The following is a 23,873-nucleotide window of genomic DNA, read 5'->3' as shown; positions in this document are numbered from 1 at the left end:
GTCGGCGACCGGTGCGTCCGTACAGCCACTCCCCCGGTCAGCCGTACAGTTCAAAACCAACGGCTCCGCCAGCGGTGACCATCTCCACTTGGCTGCGGGCCTGGTCCTCCACCGGCTCGGCGCTCAAGGCGCGCAGGTATTCATGGTGTGCGGCCAGCGAGGCGACAGCCTTGTCAATGCTCTCCGTGCTGACGGCCTGAGCGTGCGTGGGCTGCGGGGAAATGACGGCCACCCAGCGGGTTTTGTGCCGTGGCAGCCTTTCAGCTAGGAGTTCGGGAAAGATCCAGTCGTTGTCCGCGTCGCCCACAGCGTCCAGCACACTGCGGCCCACCGCCCGGTGATCGGCACTGTTCCACCTGCCCGGGCCCCAGTGGTCGCGGTGGTTAAGGGTCAACACCAGCTGGGGTTTGACGCGGCGGATGTGGCGGGCCAGGTCCTTCCGGAGCCCCAGCCCTTCCTTGATCCTCCCGTCGGGGTGGTCAAGGAACACCAACTCAGTGACCCCCACCAGGGCGCAGGCGTTCTCCTGCTCCCTGGTACGCAGGGGTGCCGATTGCACCGGCGGTAACCCTGCAATACCTGCCTCGCCCCGGCTGGCCAACAGGTAGTGGACCTCCTTGCCGTCTGCGACCCATTGGGCCACGGCGGCCGCCATCCCGTATTCAGGATCGTCGGGGTGGGCCACGATCAACAGCGCGCGCTGCCAGTCCTGTGGAAATGCTTCCAGTTCGTTCATTGTTGCTCCCTTGCCTCGTCCTTCCGGGCCACCATGAAGATGCGCCTGAACTCAAAGATCGTGCCGAACTCACCGTACGGATAGGCCTGCTCCAGCAGCCTCTGGTACTCATCCTCAAAGGCCTTACCTTCGGCGTCGCTGAGGGCGGCGAGCACAGGACGCAGCCCTGTTCCGCGCACCCAGTCCAGCACCGGCCGCTCCCCCGCCAGCAGGTGGCTGTAGGTGGTTTCCCAGACGTCGGCCGCGGCGCCGGCCTGGAGCAGGAGTTCATGGTACTCGCCGGGTTCGGCCACGGCGTTCGCATGCCGCAGCACCCCGCCCAGGCGCTTGCGCCAGGCGGCAGATTCGGCCAGCTCCCGCATCAGCACATGCGACGGCGCCCCAAAGTTCCCCGGCACCTGAACGGCCAGCCAGGCCCCCGCGTTCATGCTGGCCAGCCAGCCGGCCATGAGTGCGAGGTGGCCAGGCACCCACTGTAGAGCCGCATTGGAGACGACCACGTCGGTGTCAGCCCGTGGGCGAAAGGCGCGGATGTCGGCGACGGCGAAGGTGAGATTTCCGCCCGGGTGGGTGCCGCCGTCGTGCCCCAAGTTAGCCGCGGAGGTGGCGGCGGCCACCATCTCCGGGGAGCTGTCCAGCCCCAGCACCCGGGCATCCGGCCAACGCGCGGCGAGTGTGGCGGTCAGGTTTCCGGGACCGCAGCCCAGGTCGACAACGCGGGCGGGGGCTGTGGCCGCGATGCGTGAGGTCAGCTCGAAGAACGGCCGGCTGCGATAGTCACCAAATTCAACGTACTTCGCCGGATCCCAGCGAAACTGCTGCTCTGCCATGGCGTTATCCTCCCACAGGCGGCGCCCGTAGACTGGAGGGACCATGAATCTTCTTGAACAACTCTCCGGCCTTGACCCTAAAACCTCCAGCGATGACGACGTCTTGGAGGCGTTTTTGGAATGGACCATGGACAAGGGGCTCGACCTCTACCCGGCCCAAGAGGACGCCGCCATGGAGTTGGTCAGCGGCAACAACGTGATCCTGTCCACGCCCACGGGATCGGGCAAGTCGCTGGTGGCGATCGCCGCACACTTCAACGCCATGGCCCGGGGCGCCACCAGCTATTACACGGCCCCCATCAAGGCGCTCGTGTCGGAGAAGTTCTTTGCCTTGTGTGAGATCTTCGGCGCAGAAAACGTCGGCATGATCACCGGGGATTCCTCCGTGAACCAGGACGCGCCCATCATCTGCTGCACGGCCGAGATCCTGGCCAATATCGCCCTGCGTGAAGGCGAGGACGCCGACGTCGGCGTGGTCATCATGGACGAGTTCCACTACTACTCCGACCCGCAGCGCGGTTGGGCTTGGCAGTTGCCGCTACTTGAGCTGCCACAGTCCCAGTTCCTGCTCATGAGTGCCACCCTGGGAGAGGTCAATCGGTTCGAGAAGGAACTCACGGAGCTGACTAACCGGGTCACCACCACCGTTTCTTCCGCCGTGCGGCCCATCCCGCTGCACTACTACTACGTCACCACAGGCGTGCATGAAACCCTTGAGGAACTGCTGGCCACCAAGCAGGTGCCCGTGTACGTGGTCCACTTCAGCCAGGCAGAGGCCATTGACAGGGCTCAGAACCTGATGAGCATCAACGTGTGCACGCGCGAGGAAAAGGACAAGATCGGTGAGCTCATTGCTGGTTTCCGCTTCTCCGCCGGCTTCGGCAAGACCCTCAACCGCCTGGTCCGCCACGGCATCGGCGTCCACCATGCGGGCATGCTGCCTAAGTACCGACGGCTGGTGGAGCAGCTGGCCCAGGCGGGCCTGCTGAAGGTCATCTGCGGAACTGACACACTGGGCGTGGGCATCAACGTCCCCATCCGCACCGTGCTGATGACAGCCCTGAGCAAGTACGACGGCGTGCGCACTCGTGTGCTGCAGGTGCGGGAGTTCCAGCAGATCGCCGGACGTGCCGGGCGGGCCGGCTATGACACGGCCGGCACCGTGATGGTCCAGGCACCGGACCATGTCATTGAAAACACGAAGTCCATGGCCAAGGCCGTCGCCAAATTTGGTGACGACCAAAAGAAGCTGCGCCAGGTGGTGAAGAAGAAGCCCATGCAGGGCTTTGTCAGCTGGGGCGAACCCACCTTCACCCGGCTCAGCGAATCAGTGCCCGAGCCGCTGACCTCCAGTTTCACGGTGACGCACGCCATGCTTCTGAACCTGTTGGAACGCCCCGGCGATCCCTTCCAGGCGGCCCGGAAGCTGCTGACCGAGAACCACGAGTCCCCGGCAGCGCAGCGCCGCCTGATCCGCAAGGCGTTGGGCATCTACCGGGAGTTGCTGGCCGCCGGCATTGTGGAGCGCATCCCCGAGGAGGAGCTGGAAAGTGACGGCCGCACCGTGCGTCTCACGATGCACCTGCAGATGAACTTTGCCCTAAACCAGCCGCTATCCCCCTTTGCCCTGGCCGCCTTGGAACTGCTGGACCCGGAATCCCCCACGTACTCTCTCGACGTTATTTCCGTCATCGAGGCCACCTTGGAGAAGCCGCGGCAGATCCTTTCCGCCCAGCTCAAGCGGGCCCGCACCGAAAAGGTGGCGGCCATGAAAAGTGAGGGCATCGAGTACGACGAACGCATGGCCATCCTGGATGAAACCACGTACCCGATGCCGCTCTCCGACATGCTCTTTGAGGCCTTTGAGGTGTACCGGAAGGCGGCGCCGTGGGTGGGAGACTTTGAGCTGAGTCCAAAGTCGATCATCCGCGACTTGTACGAGCGGGCCATGAACTTTGGCGAATACGTCCAGTACTACTCCCTGGCACGGTCGGAAGGAATTGTGCTGCGCTACCTGACGGACGCGTACAAGGCTTTGCGCCAGACGGTCCCGCAGGACGCACTGCGCGAGGACCTGGTGGACATCATTTCCTGGCTTGGCGAGCTGGTCCGTCAGGTTGACTCCAGCCTGTTGGATGAGTGGGAGAAGATGACCAACGGGGAGGTCGGGGAGATTGCCGTGGAATCGGCTGTGCCGCCGGCCCCGCCGCGCCTCACCGACAATGTGCGTGCCTTCAGGGTCATGGTCCGCAATGAGATGTTCCGGCGCATCGAGTTGGCGTCCGACGACGATTTTGAGGCGTTGGGCGAGCTCGACGGCGACCACGGCTTCAGTGCCGACCGCTGGGCTGACTCCCTGGACGCGTATTGGGATGAACACGAGTTCATCGAGTCCGGGCCGGCCGCGCGCGGCCCGGCACTGTTGGCGATCGCCGAGGGTGAAGACACCTGGGCGGTCCGCCAAACTGTTGCCGATCCCGAGGGTAACCATGACTGGTTCATCACCGCCACGGTGGACCTTCAGGCGTCCAACGACGCCGGTTCCGCCGTCGTGAAGATCGTGGACTTCGCCCGCATGTAGGGGTGGCGGGCGGGACTCGGGGCCGGCGGGGCGATAAACTCCTTTCATGAGCCTTATTCGCACCGCTGTCCCGGCAGATGTCCCCGCCATCCTGGGCATGATCCACGACCTTGCTGTTTATGAGAAAGAACCCGACGCCGTCAAGAACACGGTGGAGATGCTCCACGCACACCTTTTTGGTGAGAATCCGCAGGTCTTTGCCCACGTGGTGGACAGTCCCGTGGCCGGGGAAACCATCGTCGGCTTCGCCCTCTGGTTCCTGAACTATTCCACGTGGGAAGGCGCCCTCGGCATCCACCTCGAGGACCTGTATGTGCGCCCCGAAGCTCGCGGCGGCGGGCACGGCAAGGCGCTGCTGCGCTGCTTGGCCCAGATCGCGGTGGAACGCGGTTATGCCCGGGTCGAGTGGAGCGTGCTGGACTGGAATGAGCCGGCGATCAGCTTCTACAACTCCCTGGGAGCAGCCCCGATGGACGGCTGGCACGTGTTCCGCCTGGACGGCGCCGAGTTGGGTGCCTTCGGGGCTCCGGCGCCGGGCTCCGGGGCCACGCCCACCAAGGAACCCGCCCAGGTGCGCGTATGAGCAACGCCGGGCCGTACCTGATCCGTGGCGTGGGCATGCGCGACCACTGGTTCCAAGCACCACTTGACCATGCCAACCCTGCCGGACCCTCCATCACCTTGTACGCTCGGGAGCTCTTTGATCCCCGGCCAGGGGGCGAGGAGCTGCCGTGGCTGTTGTTCCTGCAGGGCGGCCCCGGCGGCCGCGGCAACCGGCCCCTTGGCATGAGCGGCTGGTTGGCGGAGGCGCTGAAGGGGTTCCGCGTGCTGATGCTGGACCAACGCGGTACGGGCCTGTCCACACCTGCCAACCGGCAGACTTTGCCGCTGGTGGGCGATGCAGCCGCCCAGGCCGCCTATCTGGCACACTTTCGCGCCACGGACATTGTGGCCGACGCCGAACTGATCAGGGCTGACCTGGGTGCCGCCAAGTGGAGCATCTTTGGCCAAAGCTACGGCGGATTCTGCGCTCTTACTTATTTGTCCTTTGCCCCCAGGGCCTGAAGGAAGTGCTCATCACCGGCGGCCTCGGTCCACTCACCGGCCCCGCCGACCAGGTGTATGAGGCAACGTTTGGGCGTCTGGTTGCCCGCAACGCCGAGTATTTTGCCCGCTACCCGCAAGACCGTGCGCAGGTCACGCGGATCATGCGCCACGTGGTCTCCGCCTCCGAGTACCTGCCCACCGGTGAGCGCCTGACACCGGAACGAATTCAGATGCTGGGCAACTACTTTGGCGGCAACACCCGCATTGACGCCCTGCACTATCTCCTGGAGGACGCGTTTGTGCCCACACCCGACGGCGACAAGCTCTCCGACGGTTTCCTCGCCCAAGTCTGCGCGCAGGTCAGCCGGGCGGCCAACCCCCTGTACGCGCTGCTGCACGAATCAATCTATGTCCAGGACGAGGCCAGCAACTGGGCTGCGTCCCGCGTCCTGGCCGAACATCCAGCCTTCCACCCGGACGAGGCCGAACCGCTACTGACAGGCGAGGCCGTGTATCCCTGGTACTTCGAGCAGGACCCGGCACTGGTGCCACTGCGCGAGCTGGCGGAACTGCTCGCCACTAGGACCGCCGGCTGGGGTGCGCTCTACGACCTCGAGCAGCTACGCCGCAACACTGTGCCCGTGGCAGCCGCAGTGTACTCGGAGGACATCTACGTCGACCGGGACATCTCCATGGCCACGGCCGCCGCGGTCCAAAACCTGCAGACTTGGGAAACCGCCGACTACCACCACGACGGCATCGCCGACGACGGTGAGCGGATCTTCGCCCTGCTCCTGTCCATGGTGCGCGGCCCGGAGTAGCCACCGGTGGTCGAGCCTGTCCAGACCCCAATGGGGAGCGAAGCCCGGCGATGTCGACAGGCTCAATCACCGCCTAGGCGTGGCCGGCTTCGCGCATTTGGCGCAGCTCCTTCTTCAGGTCCTGAACCTCGTCGCGAAGCCGGGCTGCCAACTCGAAGTGGAGATCGGCTGCTGCGGCGTGCATCTGCGCCGTCAAGTCCTCTATCAACGTGACCAGCGCTTCGGCAGGACGGGCGGCGAGCCCGTCGGCTCGGACGGCCTTCTTCTTCCCGGCACCGTCCCGCCTGGCCCGGGCTTCCTCCAACAAGGCAGCCGTGTCTGCATCCTCGCGCGCCAACTGGTCGCTGATATCGGCGATCTTCTTCCGTAGCGGCTGCGGGTCAATGCCGCGTTCGGTGTTGTAGGCGACCTGGATTTCGCGGCGCCGGTTCGTCTCGTCTATGGCGAACGCCATAGACGCGGTGATTCTGTCCGCATACATGTGCACCTCGCCGGAGACGTTACGGGCAGCACGGCCGATGGTCTGGATCAGGGACGTGGCCGAGCGCAGGAACCCTTCCTTGTCGGCGTCCAGGATGCTCACCAGCGACACTTCCGGCAGATCCAGGCCTTCACGGAGCAAGTTGATACCTACGAGCACGTCGAAGACGCCCATGCGCAGTTCCCGCAACAGTTCCACCCGCCGCAGCGTGTCGACGTCGGAATGTAGGTATTGGACCTTGATGCCGTTGCCCAGCAGGTAGTCGGTGAGGTCCTCGGACATGCGTTTAGTCAGTGTGGTGACCAGGACACGCTCGTTCTTGGCGCTCCGTTTCCGGATCTCACCCAAGAGGTCGTTGATCTGGTCTTTGGAGGGCTTGACGATGATCTGCGGGTCGATCAGGCCGGTGGGGCGGATGATCTGCTGCACATAGCCATCCGCCTTCGCCAGCTCATATTTTCCGGGCGTGGCAGACATGTACACGGTCTGCCCAATGCGTTCTAAGAATTCATCCCATTTCAGCGGCCTGTTGTCCATGGCAGAGGGAAGCCGGAAGCCGTGGTCCACCAGGGTGCGCTTGCGTGACATGTCACCCTCGTACATGGCCCCGATCTGGGGAACCGTCACGTGGGATTCGTCAATGACCAGCAGGAAGTCGTCGGGGAAGTAGTCGATGAGGCAGTGGGGGGCGCTCCCCTGCTCGCGTCCGTCAATGTGCCGGGAGTAGTTTTCAATGCCGTTGCAGAAGCCCATCTGCTCCATCATTTCCAGGTCGTACGTGGTGCGCATGCGCAGACGCTGTGCCTCCAGGAGCTTGTTCTGGCTTTCCAGCTCCTTGGTCCTGGCCGCCAGTTCGTCCTCAATCTGTTTGACGGCCCGGGCCATGCGGTCCGGCCCCGCCACATAGTGTGAGGCCGGGAAAACGTACATCTCGTTTTCTTCCCGGATGATCTCCCCCGTCAGCGGGTGCAGGGTGTAAATGTTCTCAATCTCATCCCCAAAGAATTCCACCCGGATGGCTTGTTCCTCATACATAGGGATGATCTCCACGGTGTCGCCCCTGACCCGGAAGGTGCCGCGGTGGAAGTCAATGTCATTGCGCGCGTATTGCATGCTGACGAACTTGCGCAGCAGGTCGTCCCGGTTCATTTGCTCACCGCGGGTCAACGTCACCATCCCGGCAACGTATTCCTCGGGTGTGCCCAACCCGTAAATGCAGGACACGGTGGCCACCACGATCACATCGCGGCGGGTCAGCAGCGCATTGGTGGCTGAGTGGCGCAGGCGTTCCACTTCCTCGTTGACCGAGGAGTCCTTCTCGATGAAGGTGTCCGACTGCGGCACATAGGCTTCCGGCTGGTAGTAGTCGTAGTAGGAGACGAAGTACTCAACGGCATTGTTGGGCAGCAGTTCGCGGAATTCATTGGCGAGCTGGGCGGCCAGTGTCTTGTTTTGCACCATGACCAGTGTGGGCCGCTGCACTTGTTCGATCAGCCATGCGGCGGTGGCGGATTTTCCAGTGCCCGTGGCGCCGAGTAGGACAATGTCTTTTTCGCCATTGTTGATGCGCTCTGTGAGTTCCTTGATGGCTGCCGGCTGGTCGCCGGCAGGCTGGAAGTCACTGATGACCTCGAAGGGGGCGACAACACGATTTATCTCTTGGGCAAGACTCATGACCCTAACGCTACCCCCGATGGCACCGATTAGAACACCTGATCGAAAACCTTATGGGGAGTACTCCCCATGGCCCGACACGGCGAATTAGTCCATTGCATGTAAAAATAGAGGTAGCACCCATCACTGGTCTCAAACTCTTAAGGTATCCATGTCTGCGAACATCCCCGAAAACCCCTTCACCAAGCCTGTGCCGCCGGCCGAACCGACTCCGTCGTCCGCGCCTCCGTATGCGCCGCCGGCTCCGTTTGGCCAGCCAGCCCAGCAAGCACCGTATGGCCAGCCTGCCCAGCAGGCACCGCACGCGCAGCAGGTCCCGCCCTACGCACAGCCCGCTCCCTACGGCCAGCAGCCAGATGGCATGCCTGGCGCTCCATTTGTGGTTGACCCGGGCAAGACCTTGTCCATTGTGGCCATCATCCTTCCCTTTGTGGGCTTTAGCCTGGTGGGACTGATTCTTGGTCTTGTGGCCATGTCCAAGTCAAAGAAGGCAGGGTTCAAGAACACCTTGGCACTGGTAGCAGTCATCATCAGCGCCCTGGCCGTCGTCGCGACCATCATCGCCGTTATCTTGTTCTTCGTCTGGGCCAACTCTATAGACCCCGCTGCTGTCCTGCTGATCCAGCAGGTAACCGACGCCTGCCGGTCAGGTGCTGAAACGGTCACCGTTGACGGCCTGCTTTACTCCTGCTCCGCCGTCGGATAAACCCCGGCGTTAACTTGGTGTGGTCCGTGCCGTGGGCGCGGGCCACAGCCGTTTAAGCTGCGCCTATCAAGGACACACTCACGCCTGCGGGCAATGCCACCGGGTCCGTGCAATCCACCCGTTCACGTCCGGAACCATCTGTGCAAACCACGGCTCCTTGGCCTGTGCGTAGCCCGCGGCGGAGGAGTCCCCGTGGTGATTGAACGCGAGTAAGCGCTTGTGCGATTCGTAGGCCCGCCGGGCCGAGGCGTCCGCCCGGAGCCAGTCGCGGAAAGCCAGGGCGAGGAGCGCCCCGGGTGAACCGTCAACCCGGACATGAAGGTTGACGGGTCTGCCGGGATCGGCGGCGTTGTGGAACCGTTTCTCCCACATCTCCCCCTGCCGCCCGCCGGCAAAGTCGTGACCAGTGTCCAGCAAGTTCCCGGCATGGGGTGGGAACCCGGCGTCGGCAAGCGCAGTGGCCAGGAAATCGGCGTCGTCGAGTGAGGCGACGCGAAGTTGCAGGTCAATGACGTCCTGGGCCGCCAACCCCGGAACGGAGGTTGAGCCAATGTGGTCCACGGCGATACCCCTGTCCCCGGCGGCAGCCTGGATGCGTGCCATCAAACGTGCCGCCTGGAGCGGCCACGTCGGATCGGCCGGGGCAAGCACTGCCGGGCCCTCCATCGGTGCCGGGCGCCGTGCCACCAGGTTCCTTGAAAAGGGTAGCAAGCGTGTTTCCCACAGTCCGTCAAGGGCTGCGCTGGCCTGTTCCCGGGTGCCGTCATTGACCAGCACGACGTCGGCCACCACCGCACGCTCCTCATCGCTGGCCTGCGCTGCCATCCGGGCCAGCGCGTCAGCCGCCGTCATGCCGCGGTCGCTGACCATTCGTGCCAGGCGTTCCCGCTCCGGAGCCTGCACCACCACCACGAGGTGGAAGCTGGCCCCCTGCCCAGTCTCCACGAGCAGGGGGATGTCCTGGACAACAATGGTTCCGGGTTCGGCGTCGGCCTGCAATGCCTGTGCCGCGGCCCGCACCAGGGGGTGGACGATTGCGTTGAGGGTGGCCAGTCGTTGGGGTGAGCCGAACACAATGGCACCCAAGGCGGGGCGGTCCAACGTACCGTCAGGACGCAGAATCCCCGGACCGAAGGCCGCCACCACCGCTGCCAGGCCGGGCGTTCCAGGGGCAACAACGTCCCGGGCCAGCTGGTCGGCATCGATCACGACGGCGCCCAGCTCGCGGAATCGGGCGGAGAGCAGGGACTTGCCTGAGGCGATACCGCCGGTGAGACCAATCGAGAGCATGCTTCCACACTAGACTGAATTTGTGAACCAAACACCCATTTCACCTGTCACATCGCCGGGTGTGAACAGCTACACGACCCTTGCCGGTGGCCCTGATTTCCGCCACGAGATCACCATAAAACGCTCGCGCTTCATCACCGTCTTGCGAAGGGTCGACGACGAAGCCGGGGCCCGCGCCCTCGTCACCGAACTTCGCCGGGAGTTTTACGACGCACGCCACCACTGTTCCGCGTTCACGATCGGCCCCGATCGAGGCATCCAACGCTCCAATGACGACGGTGAACCCTCCGGGACGGCCGGAATGCCCATGCTTGAGGCCCTCCTGAAGCGTGAAACCCGGCCAGGGCAGCAACCTTCAGCGGACCTCAGCGACGTGTGCGCCGTCGTCGTACGCTATTTCGGTGGGATACTGCTAGGGGCCGGCGGCCTGGTGCGCGCCTACTCGGAGTCCGTCAGTACCGCCGTGGACCTTGCCGCACTAATACGCCGGCAGCGGTTGAGATTATTCACCGTGGCCGTGGGGCATGCTGAGGCCGGGCGGCTGGAGAACGAGCTGCGCACCGCCGGATACCACATGACGGGGAACAGCTATGGCCCCACCAACACCTTGGTGGGACTGGCCCTGGCCGACGACGGGGCGATCATCGCGGCCGCCGTGGAACGGCTCGCCTCCCTCACCGCTGGGCGCTGCGTGCTGACGGATGCCGGGAGCGACTGGGTAGATTGGCCCGTGGCTCCGCTTCGTCAGTAGCGGGGCGGGCCGTAGCTGCCAGCGGGGCCGTAGGGCTGCTGACCGCCGCGCACCTTGTCGAAGCGGGCGCCCTGCCGGTTGGCGGGCAACAGTGCCATGACCAGCACAATCAGGAAGCCGACGTAGGGCACGAGCCACAACCAGAGGAGTCCGCCGCTGAAGTTGGCGTCGTGCAGCCGGCGCACGGCCAGCGCCAGGGACGGCACAAAGGTGGCCATCATGAACATGACATATAAGCCGGCGACCCAGTCGCTCCGGGTCAAGGCATTCACTATGGCTCCGGCCAAGAACAGCCCGGCCATGAACAGCATGACCCACCAGAATTCGCTTCTGCTGGCTCGGCCGCTGAAGGTTGCATATTTCCTAAAGAATTGGCCCATCGCCTGGCCAAAGGTGGCGCGGTAATACGGTAGTGACAGCGGGTCTACGGCACCGTATTGCATGACCGGGGGCACATAGGGACTCAGCGGTCCCGGCATCTGGGGGCCCTGATAGTGAGGTGCCTGATAGTGAGGTGGGGGCACCGGAGGTGCTTGCGGCGGCGCCTCGGCAGGACTGAAGTACCCCGGCAGCACCTGGGGTTCCTGTGAGTTCTGGTCCGGATAGGACATACTGCGGTTCCCCTTTGATCGTCTGTATGAATGATCATATCGGCCGTCACCGACAAATAGGAATGTCCCGGGAAACCAGCCAAAGCGACGGTCGTGAGGCGTCCATGAGAAGGTGCCCACCGCCGTCGTACTTGCGCATGAGCTGTACTCCGCTATTAAAGGGAACGGGCCCCCCACCCGAAGGTGGAGGACCTGTTCACTGGTGCGTTGGACGCCGAGCGGAAGTTAGTTTCCGGTCAGCTTTTCGCGCAGGGCAGCGAGTGCCTCGTCGGAAGCAAGCGTGCCAGCTCCGGTATCCGTTGCAGCAGGCTCGGAGGAGTAGGAAGTCCCTGCGGACTCGCCACCTTCACCGGCTCCGTCAGCGGCTGCATCTTCAGCAGCGTGCTGAGCAACCTGCTTCTTGTGTGCTTCCCAGCGGGTCTGGGCGTCAGCGTACTGCTGCTCCCACACCGAGCGCTGAGCCTCGTAGCCTTCAAGCCACTCGTTGGACTCGGAATCGAAGCCCTCCGGGTACTTGTAGTTGCCTTCTTCGTCGTACTCGGCAACCATGCCGTAGAGGGCCGGGTCGAACTCGGTGGAGTCGACGTCGACACCCTCGTTGGCCTGCTTGAGGGACAGCGAGATGCGGCGGCGTTCCAGGTCGATGTCGATGACCTTGACGAACAGCTCGTCGCCAACGGAGACAACCTGCTCGGCCAGCTCCACGTGGCGCACAGCCAGCTCGGAGATGTGGACCAGGCCCTCGATGCCGTCTTCGACGCGAACGAACGCGCCGAACGGAACCAGCTTGGTGACCTTACCCGGCACAACCTGCCCAAGGGCGTGGGTGCGGGCGAAGGTCTGCCACGGGTCTTCCTGCGTAGCCTTGAGCGAGAGCGATACACGCTCGCGGTCCAGATCCACTTCGAGAACCTCGACGGTGACTTCCTGGCCAACTTCGACAACCTCGGAGGGGTGGTCGATGTGCTTCCAGGAGAGTTCGGAAACGTGCACGAGGCCGTCTACGCCGCCAAGGTCCACGAATGCACCGAAGTTGACGATGGAGGAAACGACGCCGGGACGAACCTGGCCCTTTTCCAGCTTGTTAAGGAACGTGGAGCGAACCTCGGACTGGGTCTGCTCGAGCCAGGCACGGCGGGAAAGAACAACGTTGTTGCGGTTCTTGTCCAGCTCGATGATCTTGGCTTCGATCTGCTGACCGATGTACGGAGCCAGGTCGCGCACACGGCGCATCTCGACCAGCGATGCGGGCAGGAAGCCGCGCAGGCCGATGTCGAGGATAAGACCACCCTTGACCACCTCGATGACGGTACCGGTAACGACACCATCTTCTTCCTTGACCTTCTCGATGTCGCCCCAGGCGCGCTCGTACTGTGCGCGCTTCTTGGAGAGAATCAGCCGGCCTTCTTTATCTTCCTTCGTGAGGACCAAGGCTTCGACCTGATCGCCAACGGAGACAACGTCTCCGGGATCAACGTCGTGCTTGATGGACAGCTCGCGGGAGGGGATGACGCCTTCGGTCTTGTAACCGATGTCGAGCAGAACTTCGTCGCGATCAACCTTGACAACAATGCCTTCGACGAGGTCGCCGTCATTGAAGTACTTGATGGTTGCATCTACTGCGGCGAGGAATTCTTCAGCTGTACCAATGTCGTTGATGGCAACGACGGGAGTGGTACTAGTCTTCTCGGGGGTCGTGATGGTCATGTAGTAGGGGCTCCGATGTGGATAGTTGGATTCGCCGGACCCTGACAAGTCCACGATTGAATCGCAACTTGGCACACTGGGCCCGGAATTATTATGGTTGCAGGGGTTCCTGCGGTGAAACTGGTGCACGTCACTTGTGTGTTCTGCCGGTTTTTGGCCAGCCCAAGCCACGCATGACATGCCCATTTAGTCTAGGCGTTCGTGCCTTAGAGCGCAAAAGCTGCCTCCGACGACGATAATTGCGTTTGTGAACAATTCAACCCTGCTCGTGTTGGGACCCAACGCGTGGGTACTGCTGGCAGTCATGCTGGCCCTTGCCGCCGTTGTGTGGTGCTCGGCGTTGGACCGCCAGCCGGCACAGATGGTGGTGGCCGGCCTGCGGGCGCTCATCCAGCTTGCCGCCGTCGCCCTTGTCATTGGCTGGCTGTCCAACCGGGGCGCGTGGGCGTTTGTCTTTGTCGGGTTGATGTTCGCGGTGGGCGTGTGGACCTCGGGCCGTCGGGTGGCACCTGACGGGCGTTGGTGGATGGCCGCCATTCCCCTAGCTGCCGGGGTTATTCCAGTGGCGGGATTGATGTTTGCCGCCGGCGTCCTTCCCTTCAATGCCTTGGCGATCATTGCGGTACTTGGCCAGCAGATCGGTGGGGCAATGTCCACGGTGACGTTGAGTGGGCGCCGCATTCGCGATGAACTGGCGTTGCGTAACGGCGAAGTGGAGGCGGCTCTGTCTCTGGGCTTTGACTGGCCTGCCGCCCGGTCCATGGTGGCCCAGATTGTTGCGGGCGAGGCCGTGTTGCCCTCTATTGACCAAACCCGCACGGCCGGTCTGGTCACCTTGCCGGGCGCGTTCGTGGGCATGATCCTAGGAGGTGCCCGCCCCCTTGATGCCGGACTGATCCAGTTGCTGGTGCTCATTTCGCTGCTCCTGGTCAATTCGAGTGCAGCCACGGTCACGCTTTGGCTCAGTTGCCACGGGCTCTGGGCTCGTCCGGGTCGTTGACACAGCACACCCGGTGGCTGTCCGCGCACACGTGGTTTCCCCGCACACCCGGTGTTGGACAACACCGGGTGTGCGGGGAAACCACGGTTTTGCCAGCTTTCAAGCGAATAATGTGGACCTGCGCACGGGCAACCGGGCACCCGCGCGCACCAGGGAGGCCCGGATTCGCGACTCCAGGCCCGCGGGGTCCGAGAGGGCGGCCCAGTCAATGCGGATGAACTGCCAGCCCAACTCCATAAGCGCCTTCTCGCGTTGGCGTTCCCGGGCGATCGCCTCATCCGTGGGCTCGAAATCGAAGTACTTGCCCCAGCCGTCAAATTCCAGGGCCAGCTTGTACTGTTTCCATGCAAAGTCAAGCCGGTAGTTCCCGTACCGGGTTGCCATTTCCACCTGAAGTTCCGGCTGGGGCATATCCATCCGCCCGACCAGCACCCTGGTGCGGGACTCACCGGCCGATTCGCTGCGCCCGTCCAGAACGGCAAGCAGCAGACGGGCCTTAGCCGAACCTCGCACCACCGGGCTTGCCACGAGCAGTGCCTGCAGCTGCGCGATTTGCACCCCCTTTCGGAGCGCATGATCCCCTATGATCACAGCCTCCTGCATGGCAAACAGGCGTGCACAGTCCAGGACTGTCTGGGCGATGGTTGTCACCGGCACCCGGATGCCACCGACCTTGCCGGACGTGACAAGCGAGGGTGCAAGCAGCTGCTGGTGCCCACGGACGCGATGGGCACCGCCACTGTTTCCAAACGCAAACTCCTGCGTCAGGTGGACCGCGTCACCGCAACCCCAAGTCCGCAGGCCGTGCAGGCGCGCGGCGCTGGAATGACTGTAGACGCCATGGCTATGCGAGGCCAGGACGTGCCCAATCAGTATCATGTCCTCGCGAACCCACGGTTTTGCTGCATTCCACACGGTAACGCTCACATAGGAGCCGCGATGCAGGCGCTTGAGAAGGCCGCAGCGCAGGCCGGCCGTCAACGTCCTGTCGGTGATGCCGGCAGAGGCCAACATGGCGGTAGTGGCCACACCCAGAACTGCCGTGGACGGCCACTTCCGTTCAAGTAAATCTCGCAATTGAGGGAAGTCCATGTTCCATCATGTGACACCTCCGGGCCCGTGGCGGTCACGGCGGGCATCAAAGGTGGACAACCAAGGGCCCGCGCCGTCCTGTGGAGGAGGGAACCGGCTGCGCGGGGCGCCCAACACACCAGCGGGTTCCCCGCACGCCTGCCAGAAACCCGCATACCCGTTGTTGGACAACTACGGGTATGCGGGAAAGCTGCGGGGCGGGCCTAAAAACTCGTCAGACAGTGGGCCGCTTCCGAGGTGGCAAACAAAGCGTCAAGGCGTTCGACGGCACCCGAGCTGTCCTCCCGCAACCGTCCGGCCGCGGCAAAGGTTCGGGCCGAGACGGTGCCCAGATACAGGCTGGAGAGTTCGCTGACACCCATGCTCACCTCTGCCACCACGGTGCCGTCCTCGGGGCAACGGGTGACGGTTGCCTTGCCGTGGAGCACCTGGATGTTGAAGATGCCTGAGGCATGGCCCAGCGGGTCGCCGACGTGGATCAGTAGTTGGCCGTTCACGGCATAGTTTCGGGCGGCCAGGGCCGACGGGGTGTCAAGGATGCGCAGCCACAAATGGTCCTCCGTGGTTGTGCGCTTGTAGTCGCGCTTGGCCGCCATGGCCCATTCCAGCGGATCTACCTCCGGCGCCATGCCCCATGTGACGGATTCGATGAGGTCCAGGGAACCCAAAAAGTTCCACAAAGCCAGGTAAGCGGAGTCGCTGGCGGCCAGCAGGTCCACGATCTCCACGGCCGGTTCTTTGGGTTTGTAGGTGACATATCCGTCGACGGCGCCGTGCGCGTCGTAGTGCAGAGCCGCCCGAACATTCTTGGCTGGCTCCATCGATTGGTAGTTGCCCTGGCCCGCGGCTAACAGCCGGTACATGTCCTGCCTGCCGATCGAACCAAGAGTCGTGGCGTGCACCCGCGCGAACAGCTCGTTGTGGAGCTCACCCACCACCGACGCGTCCGCCACCTCAACCACGCCCACCGAGGCCGCCGCCGGGACAATGAAGTCAAGGCCGCGCATGGTTGAGACTTCGATGTCGCAGGCGTGGGTGGACACCCCGAAGCCAAACCGTCCGTAGATGGTGGACTCCGACGCCGTCAGGGCGGCCATGGGAATGCCGGCGGCCTTCGCTTGCGCCAGGTCGGTGGACATCATGGCACGCAACAGACCTCGACGCCGGTGGCTGGGCCGCACCGTGACGGCCGTGATCTGGTGCACCGGCAGCAGAGTCCCGCCACCGACGTTGAGGGTCTTGCGGTGGTACGCGTAAGTGGCCACGGGGTAGTCAACACCCCAGGCCCCCACGGGCGCTTGCGAGTCGATCAGGTATGCGCCGGTGGCCATGCGCCCGTCGGCCTGCTCACACTGAACGTACTTGGTGGATATTTCCAGGCTCGGCACATCGGCGTAGAAGCCCAGGGCCACCGCCTGCTGCCATTTGGCCACCTCCTCGGGGACTTCCCCGTCCACCAGGCGCGAGGGAAAGGTCCTCAGCTCATAGGGAAAGGACCGAGGGCTCCGGGTCGGGGTTTCGCGGGCGTTGCTCATGTCAGGGTCCTAACGTTGCGAAAGCTAAGGATGCGCGGTGGGGGCTGGCGCACGGGGTCAGTGGCTGGCGTCGTTCCAACTGGTGCCGATGCCCACCTGGACTTCCAGAGGCACCTTGAGCTCGGCTGCGGCGCCCATCTGAGCCACCACCAGGGTCTGGACGGCGTCCCGCTCCCCCGGCCAGACCTCCAGGACAAGTTCGTCATGGACCTGCAGCAGCATGCGGGACTTCAGGCCTTGCGCCTTCAGTTCCGCGGCGACACCTAGCATGGCGTGCTTGATGATGTCAGCCGCAGAGCCTTGGATGGGTGAGTTCAAGGCGATGCGTTCGGCCAGTTCGCGCAGTTGCCGGTCCGTACTGGAAAGATCCGGCAGGTAGCGGCGGCGACCCTCGATTGTGGAGGTGTAGCCGTCAATCCGGGCCTGTTCGACGACGCCGCGCAGGTAGTCGCGCACGCCGCCAAAGCGGTCGAAGTAGTCCTTGATTAGTGTGCGTGCCTCATCGACGGAGATCTCCAGCTGCTTGGACAGGCCAAAGCTGGTCAGCCCGTAGGCCAGGCCATAAGACATGGCCTTGACCTTGGAACGCATGGCGGAGGTGACCTCCTGCGGTGAAACGCCGAACACATGCGAGCCGACGTAGCGGTGCAGGTCCTCGCCTTCGGCATACGCCTGGATGAGCCCGGCGTCGCCGGAGAGGTGCGCCATGATGCGCATCTCAATTTGAGAGTAGTCTGCGGCGAACAGGCATTCGTAGCCGTCGCTGACCACGAAGATGTCCCGCACACGGCGGCCTTCCTCGCTACGGATGGGGATGTTCTGCAGATTGGGGTTGTTGGAGGACAGCCGGCCGGTGGCGGCCACATTCTGGGCGTAGGTGGTGTGGATACGGCCGTCGGCAGCCACCGACTTCTTCAACGTCTCCACCATCTGTTTGAGCTTTGTCGCTTCCCGGTGCGCCATGAGCTGGGCCAGGAACTCGTGCCCCGTCTTCTCCAACAGCGCCTTCAGAGACGCGGCGTCGGTGGTGTAGCCGGTCTTGATCTTCTTGGTCTTGGGTAGCTGGAGTTCCTCAAAGAGCACCTCCTGCAACTGCTTGGGCGAGCCAAGGTTCACCTCGTGGCCGATGGCGGCAAACGCCGCGGTCTGGGCGGCATCCATCATGGCGGTGAAGTCGGCCAACAGGGTCGCCAGCCGTTCCTCGGAGACGTCGATGCCCGTGAGTTCCATCTCGGCCAGCACGGCGGCCAGCGGCAATTCCAGCTCGGTGAGCAGGGCCGCGGCACCGCGTTCGGCCAGCATGGGCACAAAGTGCTCGCTGAGCAGCAACGCGACATAGCCGTGCTGCACCGCATCGGCGTACCCGCTGTCGGCGTCGAGCCCCAGGTCCAGCTGGCCGGCGGATTCCTGTCCGGCCGTGGCGAAGGTGACCTTGAGGTGGACCTGGCTCAGATCGGGCAGCTCGTAGCTGCGACGGTCCGGCTGGATGAGGTACCCGGAGATGGAGGTGTCATCCACGACCCCGCCCAGCACCAGCCCGCGCGGGGCCAGCGCCTTGATCGCTTCCTTGTACTCGTGCACCACCTTGGGCGCGTCGGCGGATGCCAGCCAGGTGCCCAGCACCGTATCCAGGGCGGCGTCGGCGGACCCAAGATCGACGACGACGGCGGAGTCCGCGCGTACCAGCGCCACAGCGGTGGCCTCCCGCAGGAGCCCGACCGGCCGGGACAGCACGTCAACAGCGGTTTTGGCGGTCGCGGAGGCAAGCCAGGTGGCCAGAAAGGCGGCCTCTGTCACCACCTGGTGGGCGGGCACTTCGTGGCCGGCGCCGTCGTCGGTGATTTCTTCTTCCCCGAACATGTCAAAGAGCCGCTTGCGCAAGGTGTTGAAGGCCAATGCGTCGAAGAGTTCCTCCACAGCTTCCCGGTCCGGGGACTGCAGCACGGTGTCCTCGATGGCTACAGGTAGTTCCATGTCACGCAGGAGGTGGTTTAGGCGGCGGTTGCGCTTGACGTCCTCCACGTGTGCCCGCAGGGACTCCCCGACCTTGCCGCCAATGGCGTCGACGTTCTCCAGGATGCCCTCGAGCCCGCCATACTGGTTGATCCACTTTGCGGCCGTCTTGGGGCCGACGCCGGGAACGCCGGGCAGGTTGTCCGCTGTTTCCCCGACCAGTGCGGCCAGATCCGAATAGCGGTCCGGCGGCACCAGGTACTTCGCTTCAACCGCGGCGGCGTCCATGGGCGGGATGTCGGAGATGCCCTTCTTGGGATAGAGCACCAGCACCTTCTCGGTGATGAGCTGGAAGGCGTCCCGGTCCCCCGAGACCACCAGCACATCCCAGCCGGCGGCCTCGCCCTGGGCGGCCAGTGTGGCGATGATGTCATCTGCCTCGAAGCCGTCAACGCTGATGGTGGGGATCCTCATGGCGGCCATGACCTTGATGATCAGGTCGATCTGGCCGTAGAACTCCTCCGGCGTCTTATTGCGCCCGCCCTTGTACTCGGCGTATTCCAGTGAGCGGAAGGTGGGGGTGTCCAGATCAAAAGCCACCACCGCATGGGTGGGCTTTTGCTGGCGGATCATGGTCAGCAGCATGGAGGTGAAGCCGTGCACGGCGTTGGTGTGCTGGCCCGACTCGGTGGAAAAGTTCTCCGGAGGCAAGGCGTAGAAGGCACGGAAAGCCATCGAGTGCCCGTCGATCACCAACAGCCGGGGCGTTTGACCGGTTTTGGGGGCACCTGATGCGGCTACAGCAGGAACAGGTGTCTTGGGGGCCGTTTTGGCAGATTCACTCACAGGTGTCAGCCTAGTCATCATGAGCGAAAATATCACACCACTGCCCTTCATTGACGAACTCGTCACATCCGGGGTCCCAGAAGCCCTACACCCCTACCTTGGCACCGTGGGCGTTGGCCCCCTGGTGGTAAAGATGGGGATCGTTTTCACGCACATGACGCCCGAGCTTATGACGGCCACCATGCCGGTGGCCGGCAACACCCAGATTGCCGGCCTGCTGCACGGCGGCGCCCACCTGGTCCTGGCCGAAACCCTGGGTTCCTTTGCCGCTTCATTGCACGCAGGCGCCGGCCGCCGTGTGGTGGGCATTGAGATTGGTGCCACACACCACCGGGGCGCCACCACCGGCCTGGTTACGGGCACGGCCACCGCCATCCACCTGGGCCGGACCTTGGCCACCCACGAGGTGGTTGTGACCGATGAGAGTGGACGCAGGCTCTCCACGGCCCGCATCACCAACATGATCCTGGACAGCTGAGCGTTAAGATACGACGCCGGGCACCTGCCTCCCGCTGAAAGCGAGAGGCAGGTGCCCGGCGTCGTACGGTGAGACGGTGTTTAGAACCAGTGCCCAACCATGTCCAGGAATGGCTGGCTGAGGTGCGGCACAATCAGCACGATGCCGAGTGCGACGGCCAGGGCACAAAAGCCGAAGCACACATAGGAGCCCCACTTGGCCGCCACATGGCCCTTCGTCTCGTCGTCCCCACTCACGGCTGTCAGGCGTACGCCAAGTGAGTACATGACAACCACGAAGCCGGCGCCCACCAAGGTGACAATGGCGACGACGACAAATCCAAACCAGTCGATGACAGGCTTGTTGGTGGCCTCGGCCACGCCATAGGCAATAGTTGCAATCCGCATTATTTCCCCTTCTTACCTGAGCGCTTTTTGCCTGACTTGGGCGTTTGTGCCGAGGTGGCCGCCTTGGTCATGACCCTAAGGACGGCGGTGTCGGCCCGGTCCAGGGCCGCTTGGGCTTCGGCCCGCACCGCTGCTGTTTCGGCAGCACGCCTGGCGGCTTTCGCAGCGAGCTTTTCGGCAGCGCGCGCCTTGGCGGCGAGGCGGTCACGTTCCTTCTTACTGGGAATATGCATTGCTTCACCCACGGCGTCGACGTCGCTGATGGCGTTGCTGTGGTCAACGGTGTCGCGCTGGGACATGTAGAACATGAACAAGATTGCGCTCAGGCCCAGGACGGCCACAATGACGATTCCGACGGTGCCGGCGCGAATCAACAGGGCCGCCAAACCGCCCACAACCGCGGCCGCCGGGAGCGTGAAGAGCCAGCCAAGGCTGATCTTGCCAATGGCACGCCAGCGCACGGTGGAGCCTTTGCGGCCCAGCCCCGAACCAATCACGGAGCCGGATGCCACGTGGGTGGTTGACAGGGCAAAGCCCAGATGGCTGGAGGCCAGGATGGCCGCGGCGGTGCTGGTCTCCGCGGCGAAGCCCTGTGCTGGTTTAACGTCCGTCAACCCCGAACCCAGGGTGCGGATGATGCGCCAGCCACCGGCGTAGGTGCCGCCGGCAATGGCGACGGCGCAGGCGGTGATGACCCACAGGTGGGGGCCGGTGCCGGCCGTCTGCAAACCTGAGGCGACCAGGACCAAGGTGATGACACCCATGGTCTTCTGGGCGTCGTTGGTGCCGTGGGCCAGGGCCACCAGGGATGAGCTGAAGACCTGGCCGCGGCGAAAGCCGCCACGCTTTTGGGTCAGCTTGTCACCGGAGTCCGGATCGGAGCGGCGGGTGATCGCGTATGCCATCTTGGTGCACAGGTAGGCGACCAGGCCGGCAATGGCGGGTGCAAACAGGGCCGGGAGGATGACCTTGGAGAGGACCACCATGAAGTTCACGGCCCCGAAGGACCAAGTGCCCACAATGGCTGCACCGATCAACCCGCCGAACAAGGCGTGCGAGGAACTGGAGGGAAGGCCCAGGAGCCAGGTGAACAAGTTCCACAGCACTGCGCCCATCAAGCCGGCAAAGATCATGTCGGCCGTGATGGCGACACCGTTGGGTCCGCCCTCATTGATGATGCCCCCGGAAATGGTCTTGGCAACTTCGGTGGACAAAAATGCACCCACCAGGTTCAGCACGGCGGCAAGGGCTACGGCCGTCTTGGGCTTGATGGCACCGGTGGCGATGGGGGTTGCCATAGCGTTGGCTGTGTCGTGAAAGCCATTGGTAAAGTCAAAGAAAAGGGCCAATGCTATGACAAGCACGACCATGAAGGTGAGATCCACCCGAGATCCATTTCTATTGAGGACAAGTGCGAGACTGCAAAGAGTCTAATCGGACAAATTCGGCTAGCGGCGTTGCAGGCGCTCGTGGCACCTGGTCCCGGCCGAAACCCAATGTTTACGATCCTACGGGGAAATTGCCGTGCACCGTTATCCTCGAGGGGGTTGCGTTCGTCGAAGGGCCGTGATCTTCTTGCTGCCCTTCCCCTGCCCTCCGGCGCAAAACGAACTACGCTACTTGGACTATGGATAGATTTGCGCGTGAATGGATCGTCATTGAACTGTGCAATCGTCATGGCACTGTGCGCAGGATTGATAGGTGGTCCGGGATGAGTAATGTGGAAACCAGCCCGCAGGAGCTTCTTTGCCCTAGCGATCCGGGGGCGGTGGAGGCATGGCGGTGCAGCCCCATCCCCTCACCGGGATGCAGAGGGTCAGCTGGCTCTTTTTGCGGTGGGATCGAGCATGCGGACAGTGCCGGATATCACACTGTCGTGCGCCCCGGTGAATTGAATCTGATGACTGCCGGGCGCCGAAATACTGCTCGACGCCGGTGCGAGACTCACCCTGGAGGTGGACCCTGCGTTTGAGCACGGCTTGCTTTTGGATACCGGCTCCGCCACCGTGGCCGCTCAGGAGGTGACCTGCCGGGAACTCTGCTACGTAAGGCCCGGGCGGGATACGCTCACATTCGTGGCGGGAAGCGAAGCGGTCCGCCTGCTACTCATCGGCGGCACTCCCCTGGCCAATCCTGCCTGAGGGCGCCGCAGGCGTGCGAAGCGTTAACGCTCAATGCTGCGCCACTTTGAAAGTGGCACAGCATTGGCGATAAACCGTGCGCAGGAGCGAAACTGCCCCTAGCCCTGACGGAGGTTCGCCCGCACCAGTGGGGCCACTTGGGTGCCGTAGAGCTCGATGCTCCTGAGCATGGCGGTGTGTGGCAAGGTGCCGTGGCTGTACTTAAGGTCGAAGCGGGAAAGCCCCAGCGCCTTGGCCACCCTGGTGATCTTGGCCGCCACGGTCTGTGGGGAGCCAACCACCAAGGCGCCGTCGGGTCCTGCCGTGGCGTTGAACTGCGCCCGTGTCAGGGGTGGCCAGCCACGGTCGCGGCCGATCCGGTTGTGCATGGCAGCGTAGTGCGGCCACAATTCCTCCATGGCCTGTTCGTCTGTTTCGCCAATATGCCCCGGAGAGTGGACGCCGATGGGCTGTTCGGGCAGGCCGAATTCTTTCAACGCACGGTGGTAAAGGTCCGTGAACGGCGCAAATTGCAACGGTTCCCCGCCAATGATCGCCAGCATCAGGGGCAGTCCGTAGCGTGCAGCGCGAACCACGGATTGCGGGCTGCCGCCCACGGCCACCCAGGCCTTGAGCGTGCCGGACTCCAGATGGGGGTAGACCATCTGATCGGCCAGTGCCGGGCGGGTCTTCCCGCTCCACGTTACGGGTCCCTGTTTGCGGGCTTCGGCAAACAGTTCCAGCTTTTCCTCGAATAGTTCCTCGTACTGGGAGAGGTCAAGACCAAACAAGGGGAACGATTCGGTGAATGAACCGCGGCCCAGGGTGACTTCAGCACGGCCGTTGGAGACGGCGTCGAGCGTTGAAAAGCGTTGGAAGACACGGAGCGGGTCATCCGAGCTGAGCACCGTCACGGCCGAACCCAGGCGAATCCGCTGGGTCTGTCCGGCGATGGCGGCCAGCACCATGTCAGGGGCGGAGATGGCGAAGTCGTCGCGGTGATGCTCCCCCACGCCGAAGTAGTCAAGTCCCAGGCTGTCCGCCAACACCGCCTGTTCAACGACGTCGCGAATCACTTGGGCAGCGGGCTTGGCCTGGCCGTCCACCGCCAGGGTCATGTCACCAAAGGTGTCAAGACCAAGTTCAAAGTCGTCAGGTTCGTGGTTGCTGTGTGCCATGGGGTTCCCTATCCATTTCCAATGAACATGCGTTTGCATCTATTTAGGGA

The 23,873-nt window shown here is 63.5% G+C and carries 19 protein-coding genes and 1 pseudogene; 8 read left to right on the top strand and 12 right to left on the bottom strand.

Translation table 11 applies throughout. The features are described from left to right. Positions 1-37: 37 nt before the first annotated feature. Positions 38-736, bottom strand: a complete 699-nt coding sequence (locus tag AOC05_RS06530) for a PIG-L deacetylase family protein (protein WP_197277905.1) — start codon at positions 734-736, stop codon at positions 38-40. Further along, positions 733-1,566, bottom strand: coding sequence for a trans-aconitate 2-methyltransferase (locus AOC05_RS06525; RefSeq protein WP_062009456.1), 834 nt, complete (start codon positions 1,564-1,566; stop codon positions 733-735). The genes AOC05_RS06530 and AOC05_RS06525 overlap by 4 nt, the downstream gene beginning before the upstream one ends. Before the next feature lie 43 nt (positions 1,567-1,609). Here AOC05_RS06525 and AOC05_RS06520 point away from each other — a divergent pair, with 43 nt between their 5' ends. From AOC05_RS06520 to AOC05_RS06510, 3 genes and pseudogenes are all read left to right on the top strand, one after another. Next, on the top strand, positions 1,610-4,147 hold the full coding sequence (locus tag AOC05_RS06520) for a DEAD/DEAH box helicase (RefSeq protein WP_062006534.1): 2,538 nt from the start codon (positions 1,610-1,612) through the stop codon (positions 4,145-4,147). 46 nt (positions 4,148-4,193) lie between these two features. Then, on the top strand, positions 4,194-4,730 hold the full coding sequence (locus AOC05_RS06515; protein ID WP_062006533.1) for a GNAT family N-acetyltransferase: 537 nt from the start codon (positions 4,194-4,196) through the stop codon (positions 4,728-4,730). Next, positions 4,727-6,015: pseudogene (locus AOC05_RS06510) on the top strand (alpha/beta fold hydrolase). Before AOC05_RS06515 ends, AOC05_RS06510 begins: the two are co-directional and overlap by 4 nt. A 73-nt stretch (positions 6,016-6,088) precedes the next feature. On the opposite strand, the gene uvrB reads toward AOC05_RS06510, so the two are convergent. Beyond that, complete coding sequence (gene uvrB / locus AOC05_RS06505) at positions 6,089-8,170, bottom strand: excinuclease ABC subunit UvrB (RefSeq protein WP_062006532.1); 2,082 nt, start codon at positions 8,168-8,170, stop codon at positions 6,089-6,091. A gap of 151 nt (positions 8,171-8,321) precedes the next feature. Between uvrB and AOC05_RS06500 the strand changes: the two genes are divergently transcribed. After that, entirely contained in the window at positions 8,322-8,876 is a 555-nt protein-coding gene (locus tag AOC05_RS06500) for a hypothetical protein (protein WP_062006531.1), read from the top strand. 78 nt (positions 8,877-8,954) lie between these two features. Here AOC05_RS06500 and coaE read toward each other — a convergent pair whose 3' ends face one another. Then, a complete protein-coding gene (coaE, locus tag AOC05_RS06495; RefSeq protein WP_062006530.1) occupies positions 8,955-10,166 on the bottom strand; it encodes a dephospho-CoA kinase in 1,212 nt (403 codons plus the stop codon). Between the two features lie 22 nt (positions 10,167-10,188). On the opposite strand from coaE, the gene AOC05_RS06490 reads away from it, so the two are divergent. After that, on the top strand, positions 10,189-10,917 hold the full coding sequence (locus AOC05_RS06490) for an IMPACT family protein (protein ID WP_230085614.1): 729 nt from the start codon (positions 10,189-10,191) through the stop codon (positions 10,915-10,917). Here AOC05_RS06490 and AOC05_RS06485 read toward each other — a convergent pair. Then, positions 10,911-11,528, bottom strand: a complete 618-nt coding sequence (locus tag AOC05_RS06485; protein WP_230085613.1) for a DUF805 domain-containing protein — start codon at positions 11,526-11,528, stop codon at positions 10,911-10,913. The genes AOC05_RS06490 and AOC05_RS06485 overlap by 7 nt on opposite strands. Positions 11,529-11,753: 225 nt before the next feature. Next, positions 11,754-13,235: a 30S ribosomal protein S1 gene (gene rpsA / locus AOC05_RS06480; protein ID WP_062006528.1), complete on the bottom strand. Its 1,482-nt coding sequence runs from the start codon at positions 13,233-13,235 to the stop codon at positions 11,754-11,756. A 247-nt stretch (positions 13,236-13,482) separates the two neighbouring features. Here rpsA and AOC05_RS06475 point away from each other — a divergent pair, with 247 nt between their 5' ends. Beyond that, positions 13,483-14,235, top strand: coding sequence for an ABC transporter permease (locus AOC05_RS06475; protein WP_154605367.1), 753 nt, complete (start codon positions 13,483-13,485; stop codon positions 14,233-14,235). Positions 14,236-14,334: 99 nt separating this feature from the next. Here the strand turns inward: AOC05_RS06475 and AOC05_RS06470 are convergent, their stop codons facing one another. The 3 genes from AOC05_RS06470 to polA all read right to left on the bottom strand — a co-directional run bounded on the left by AOC05_RS06470 (position 14,335) and on the right by polA (position 19,550). Then, positions 14,335-15,327 (bottom strand): type IV toxin-antitoxin system AbiEi family antitoxin domain-containing protein, encoded by a 993-nt coding sequence (locus AOC05_RS06470; RefSeq protein WP_062006527.1) that lies wholly within the window; start codon positions 15,325-15,327, stop codon positions 14,335-14,337. Positions 15,328-15,530: 203 nt separating this feature from the next. Then, positions 15,531-16,862, bottom strand: a complete 1,332-nt coding sequence (locus tag AOC05_RS06465; protein WP_062006526.1) for a GNAT family N-acetyltransferase — start codon at positions 16,860-16,862, stop codon at positions 15,531-15,533. 57 nt (positions 16,863-16,919) lie between these two features. Next, positions 16,920-19,550 carry a DNA polymerase I gene (gene polA, locus AOC05_RS06460; protein WP_062009450.1) on the bottom strand — a complete coding sequence of 877 codons (2,631 nt, stop codon included), beginning with the start codon at positions 19,548-19,550 and terminating at the stop codon, positions 16,920-16,922. 130 nt (positions 19,551-19,680) lie between these two features. Here polA and AOC05_RS06455 point away from each other — a divergent pair, with 130 nt between their 5' ends. After that, on the top strand, positions 19,681-20,139 hold the full coding sequence (locus AOC05_RS06455; RefSeq protein WP_062006525.1) for a hotdog fold thioesterase: 459 nt from the start codon (positions 19,681-19,683) through the stop codon (positions 20,137-20,139). Between the two features lie 80 nt (positions 20,140-20,219). Here the strand turns inward: AOC05_RS06455 and AOC05_RS06450 are convergent, their stop codons facing one another. Together AOC05_RS06450 and AOC05_RS06445 are read right to left on the bottom strand one after the other, a co-directional pair. Next, positions 20,220-20,525, bottom strand: coding sequence for a hypothetical protein (locus tag AOC05_RS06450; RefSeq protein ID WP_230085612.1), 306 nt, complete (start codon positions 20,523-20,525; stop codon positions 20,220-20,222). After that, entirely contained in the window at positions 20,525-21,910 is a 1,386-nt protein-coding gene (locus AOC05_RS06445) for an inorganic phosphate transporter (protein ID WP_082357808.1), read from the bottom strand. Before AOC05_RS06445 ends, AOC05_RS06450 begins: the two co-directional genes overlap by 1 nt. A gap of 570 nt (positions 21,911-22,480) precedes the next feature. On the opposite strand from AOC05_RS06445, the gene AOC05_RS20065 reads away from it, so the two are divergent. Further along, positions 22,481-22,666: a pirin-like C-terminal cupin domain-containing protein gene (locus AOC05_RS20065; RefSeq protein ID WP_062006524.1), complete on the top strand. Its 186-nt coding sequence runs from the start codon at positions 22,481-22,483 to the stop codon at positions 22,664-22,666. Positions 22,667-22,764: 98 nt separating this feature from the next. Here the strand turns inward: AOC05_RS20065 and AOC05_RS06435 are convergent, their stop codons facing one another. After that, positions 22,765-23,823: an LLM class flavin-dependent oxidoreductase gene (locus AOC05_RS06435; RefSeq protein ID WP_062006523.1), complete on the bottom strand. Its 1,059-nt coding sequence runs from the start codon at positions 23,821-23,823 to the stop codon at positions 22,765-22,767. Positions 23,824-23,873: the final 50 nt, after the last annotated feature.

It is taken from the genome of Arthrobacter alpinus (assembly GCF_001294625.1).
GTDB classification, from domain to species: domain Bacteria; phylum Actinomycetota; class Actinomycetes; order Actinomycetales; family Micrococcaceae; genus Specibacter; species Specibacter alpinus_A.
This window is presented reverse-complemented; position numbering and strand designations above follow the sequence as displayed.

Excerpts from the sequence above, each read along its gene's own strand:
- AOC05_RS06530 (WP_197277905.1), bottom strand. The coding sequence starts at position 736 with ATGAACGAACTGGAAGCATTTCCACAGGACTGGCAGCGCGCGCTGTTG.
- AOC05_RS06525 (WP_062009456.1), bottom strand. The coding sequence starts at position 1,566 with ATGGCAGAGCAGCAGTTTCGCTGGGATCCGGCGAAGTACGTTGAATTT.
- AOC05_RS06520 (WP_062006534.1), top strand. The coding sequence starts at position 1,610 with ATGAATCTTCTTGAACAACTCTCCGGCCTTGACCCTAAAACCTCCAGC.
- AOC05_RS06515 (WP_062006533.1), top strand. The coding sequence starts at position 4,194 with ATGAGCCTTATTCGCACCGCTGTCCCGGCAGATGTCCCCGCCATCCTG.
- uvrB (WP_062006532.1), bottom strand. The coding sequence starts at position 8,170 with ATGAGTCTTGCCCAAGAGATAAATCGTGTTGTCGCCCCCTTCGAGGTC.
- AOC05_RS06500 (WP_062006531.1), top strand. The coding sequence starts at position 8,322 with ATGTCTGCGAACATCCCCGAAAACCCCTTCACCAAGCCTGTGCCGCCG.
- coaE (WP_062006530.1), bottom strand. The coding sequence starts at position 10,166 with ATGCTCTCGATTGGTCTCACCGGCGGTATCGCCTCAGGCAAGTCCCTG.
- AOC05_RS06485 (WP_230085613.1), bottom strand. The coding sequence starts at position 11,528 with ATGTCCTATCCGGACCAGAACTCACAGGAACCCCAGGTGCTGCCGGGG.
- rpsA (WP_062006528.1), bottom strand. The coding sequence starts at position 13,235 with ATGACCATCACGACCCCCGAGAAGACTAGTACCACTCCCGTCGTTGCC.
- AOC05_RS06470 (WP_062006527.1), bottom strand. The coding sequence starts at position 15,327 with ATGGACTTCCCTCAATTGCGAGATTTACTTGAACGGAAGTGGCCGTCC.
- AOC05_RS06465 (WP_062006526.1), bottom strand. The coding sequence starts at position 16,862 with ATGAGCAACGCCCGCGAAACCCCGACCCGGAGCCCTCGGTCCTTTCCC.
- polA (WP_062009450.1), bottom strand. The coding sequence starts at position 19,550 with ATGGCTTTCCGTGCCTTCTACGCCTTGCCTCCGGAGAACTTTTCCACC.
- AOC05_RS06455 (WP_062006525.1), top strand. The coding sequence starts at position 19,681 with ATGAGCGAAAATATCACACCACTGCCCTTCATTGACGAACTCGTCACA.
- AOC05_RS06450 (WP_230085612.1), bottom strand. The coding sequence starts at position 20,525 with ATGCGGATTGCAACTATTGCCTATGGCGTGGCCGAGGCCACCAACAAG.
- AOC05_RS06435 (WP_062006523.1), bottom strand. The coding sequence starts at position 23,823 with ATGGCACACAGCAACCACGAACCTGACGACTTTGAACTTGGTCTTGAC.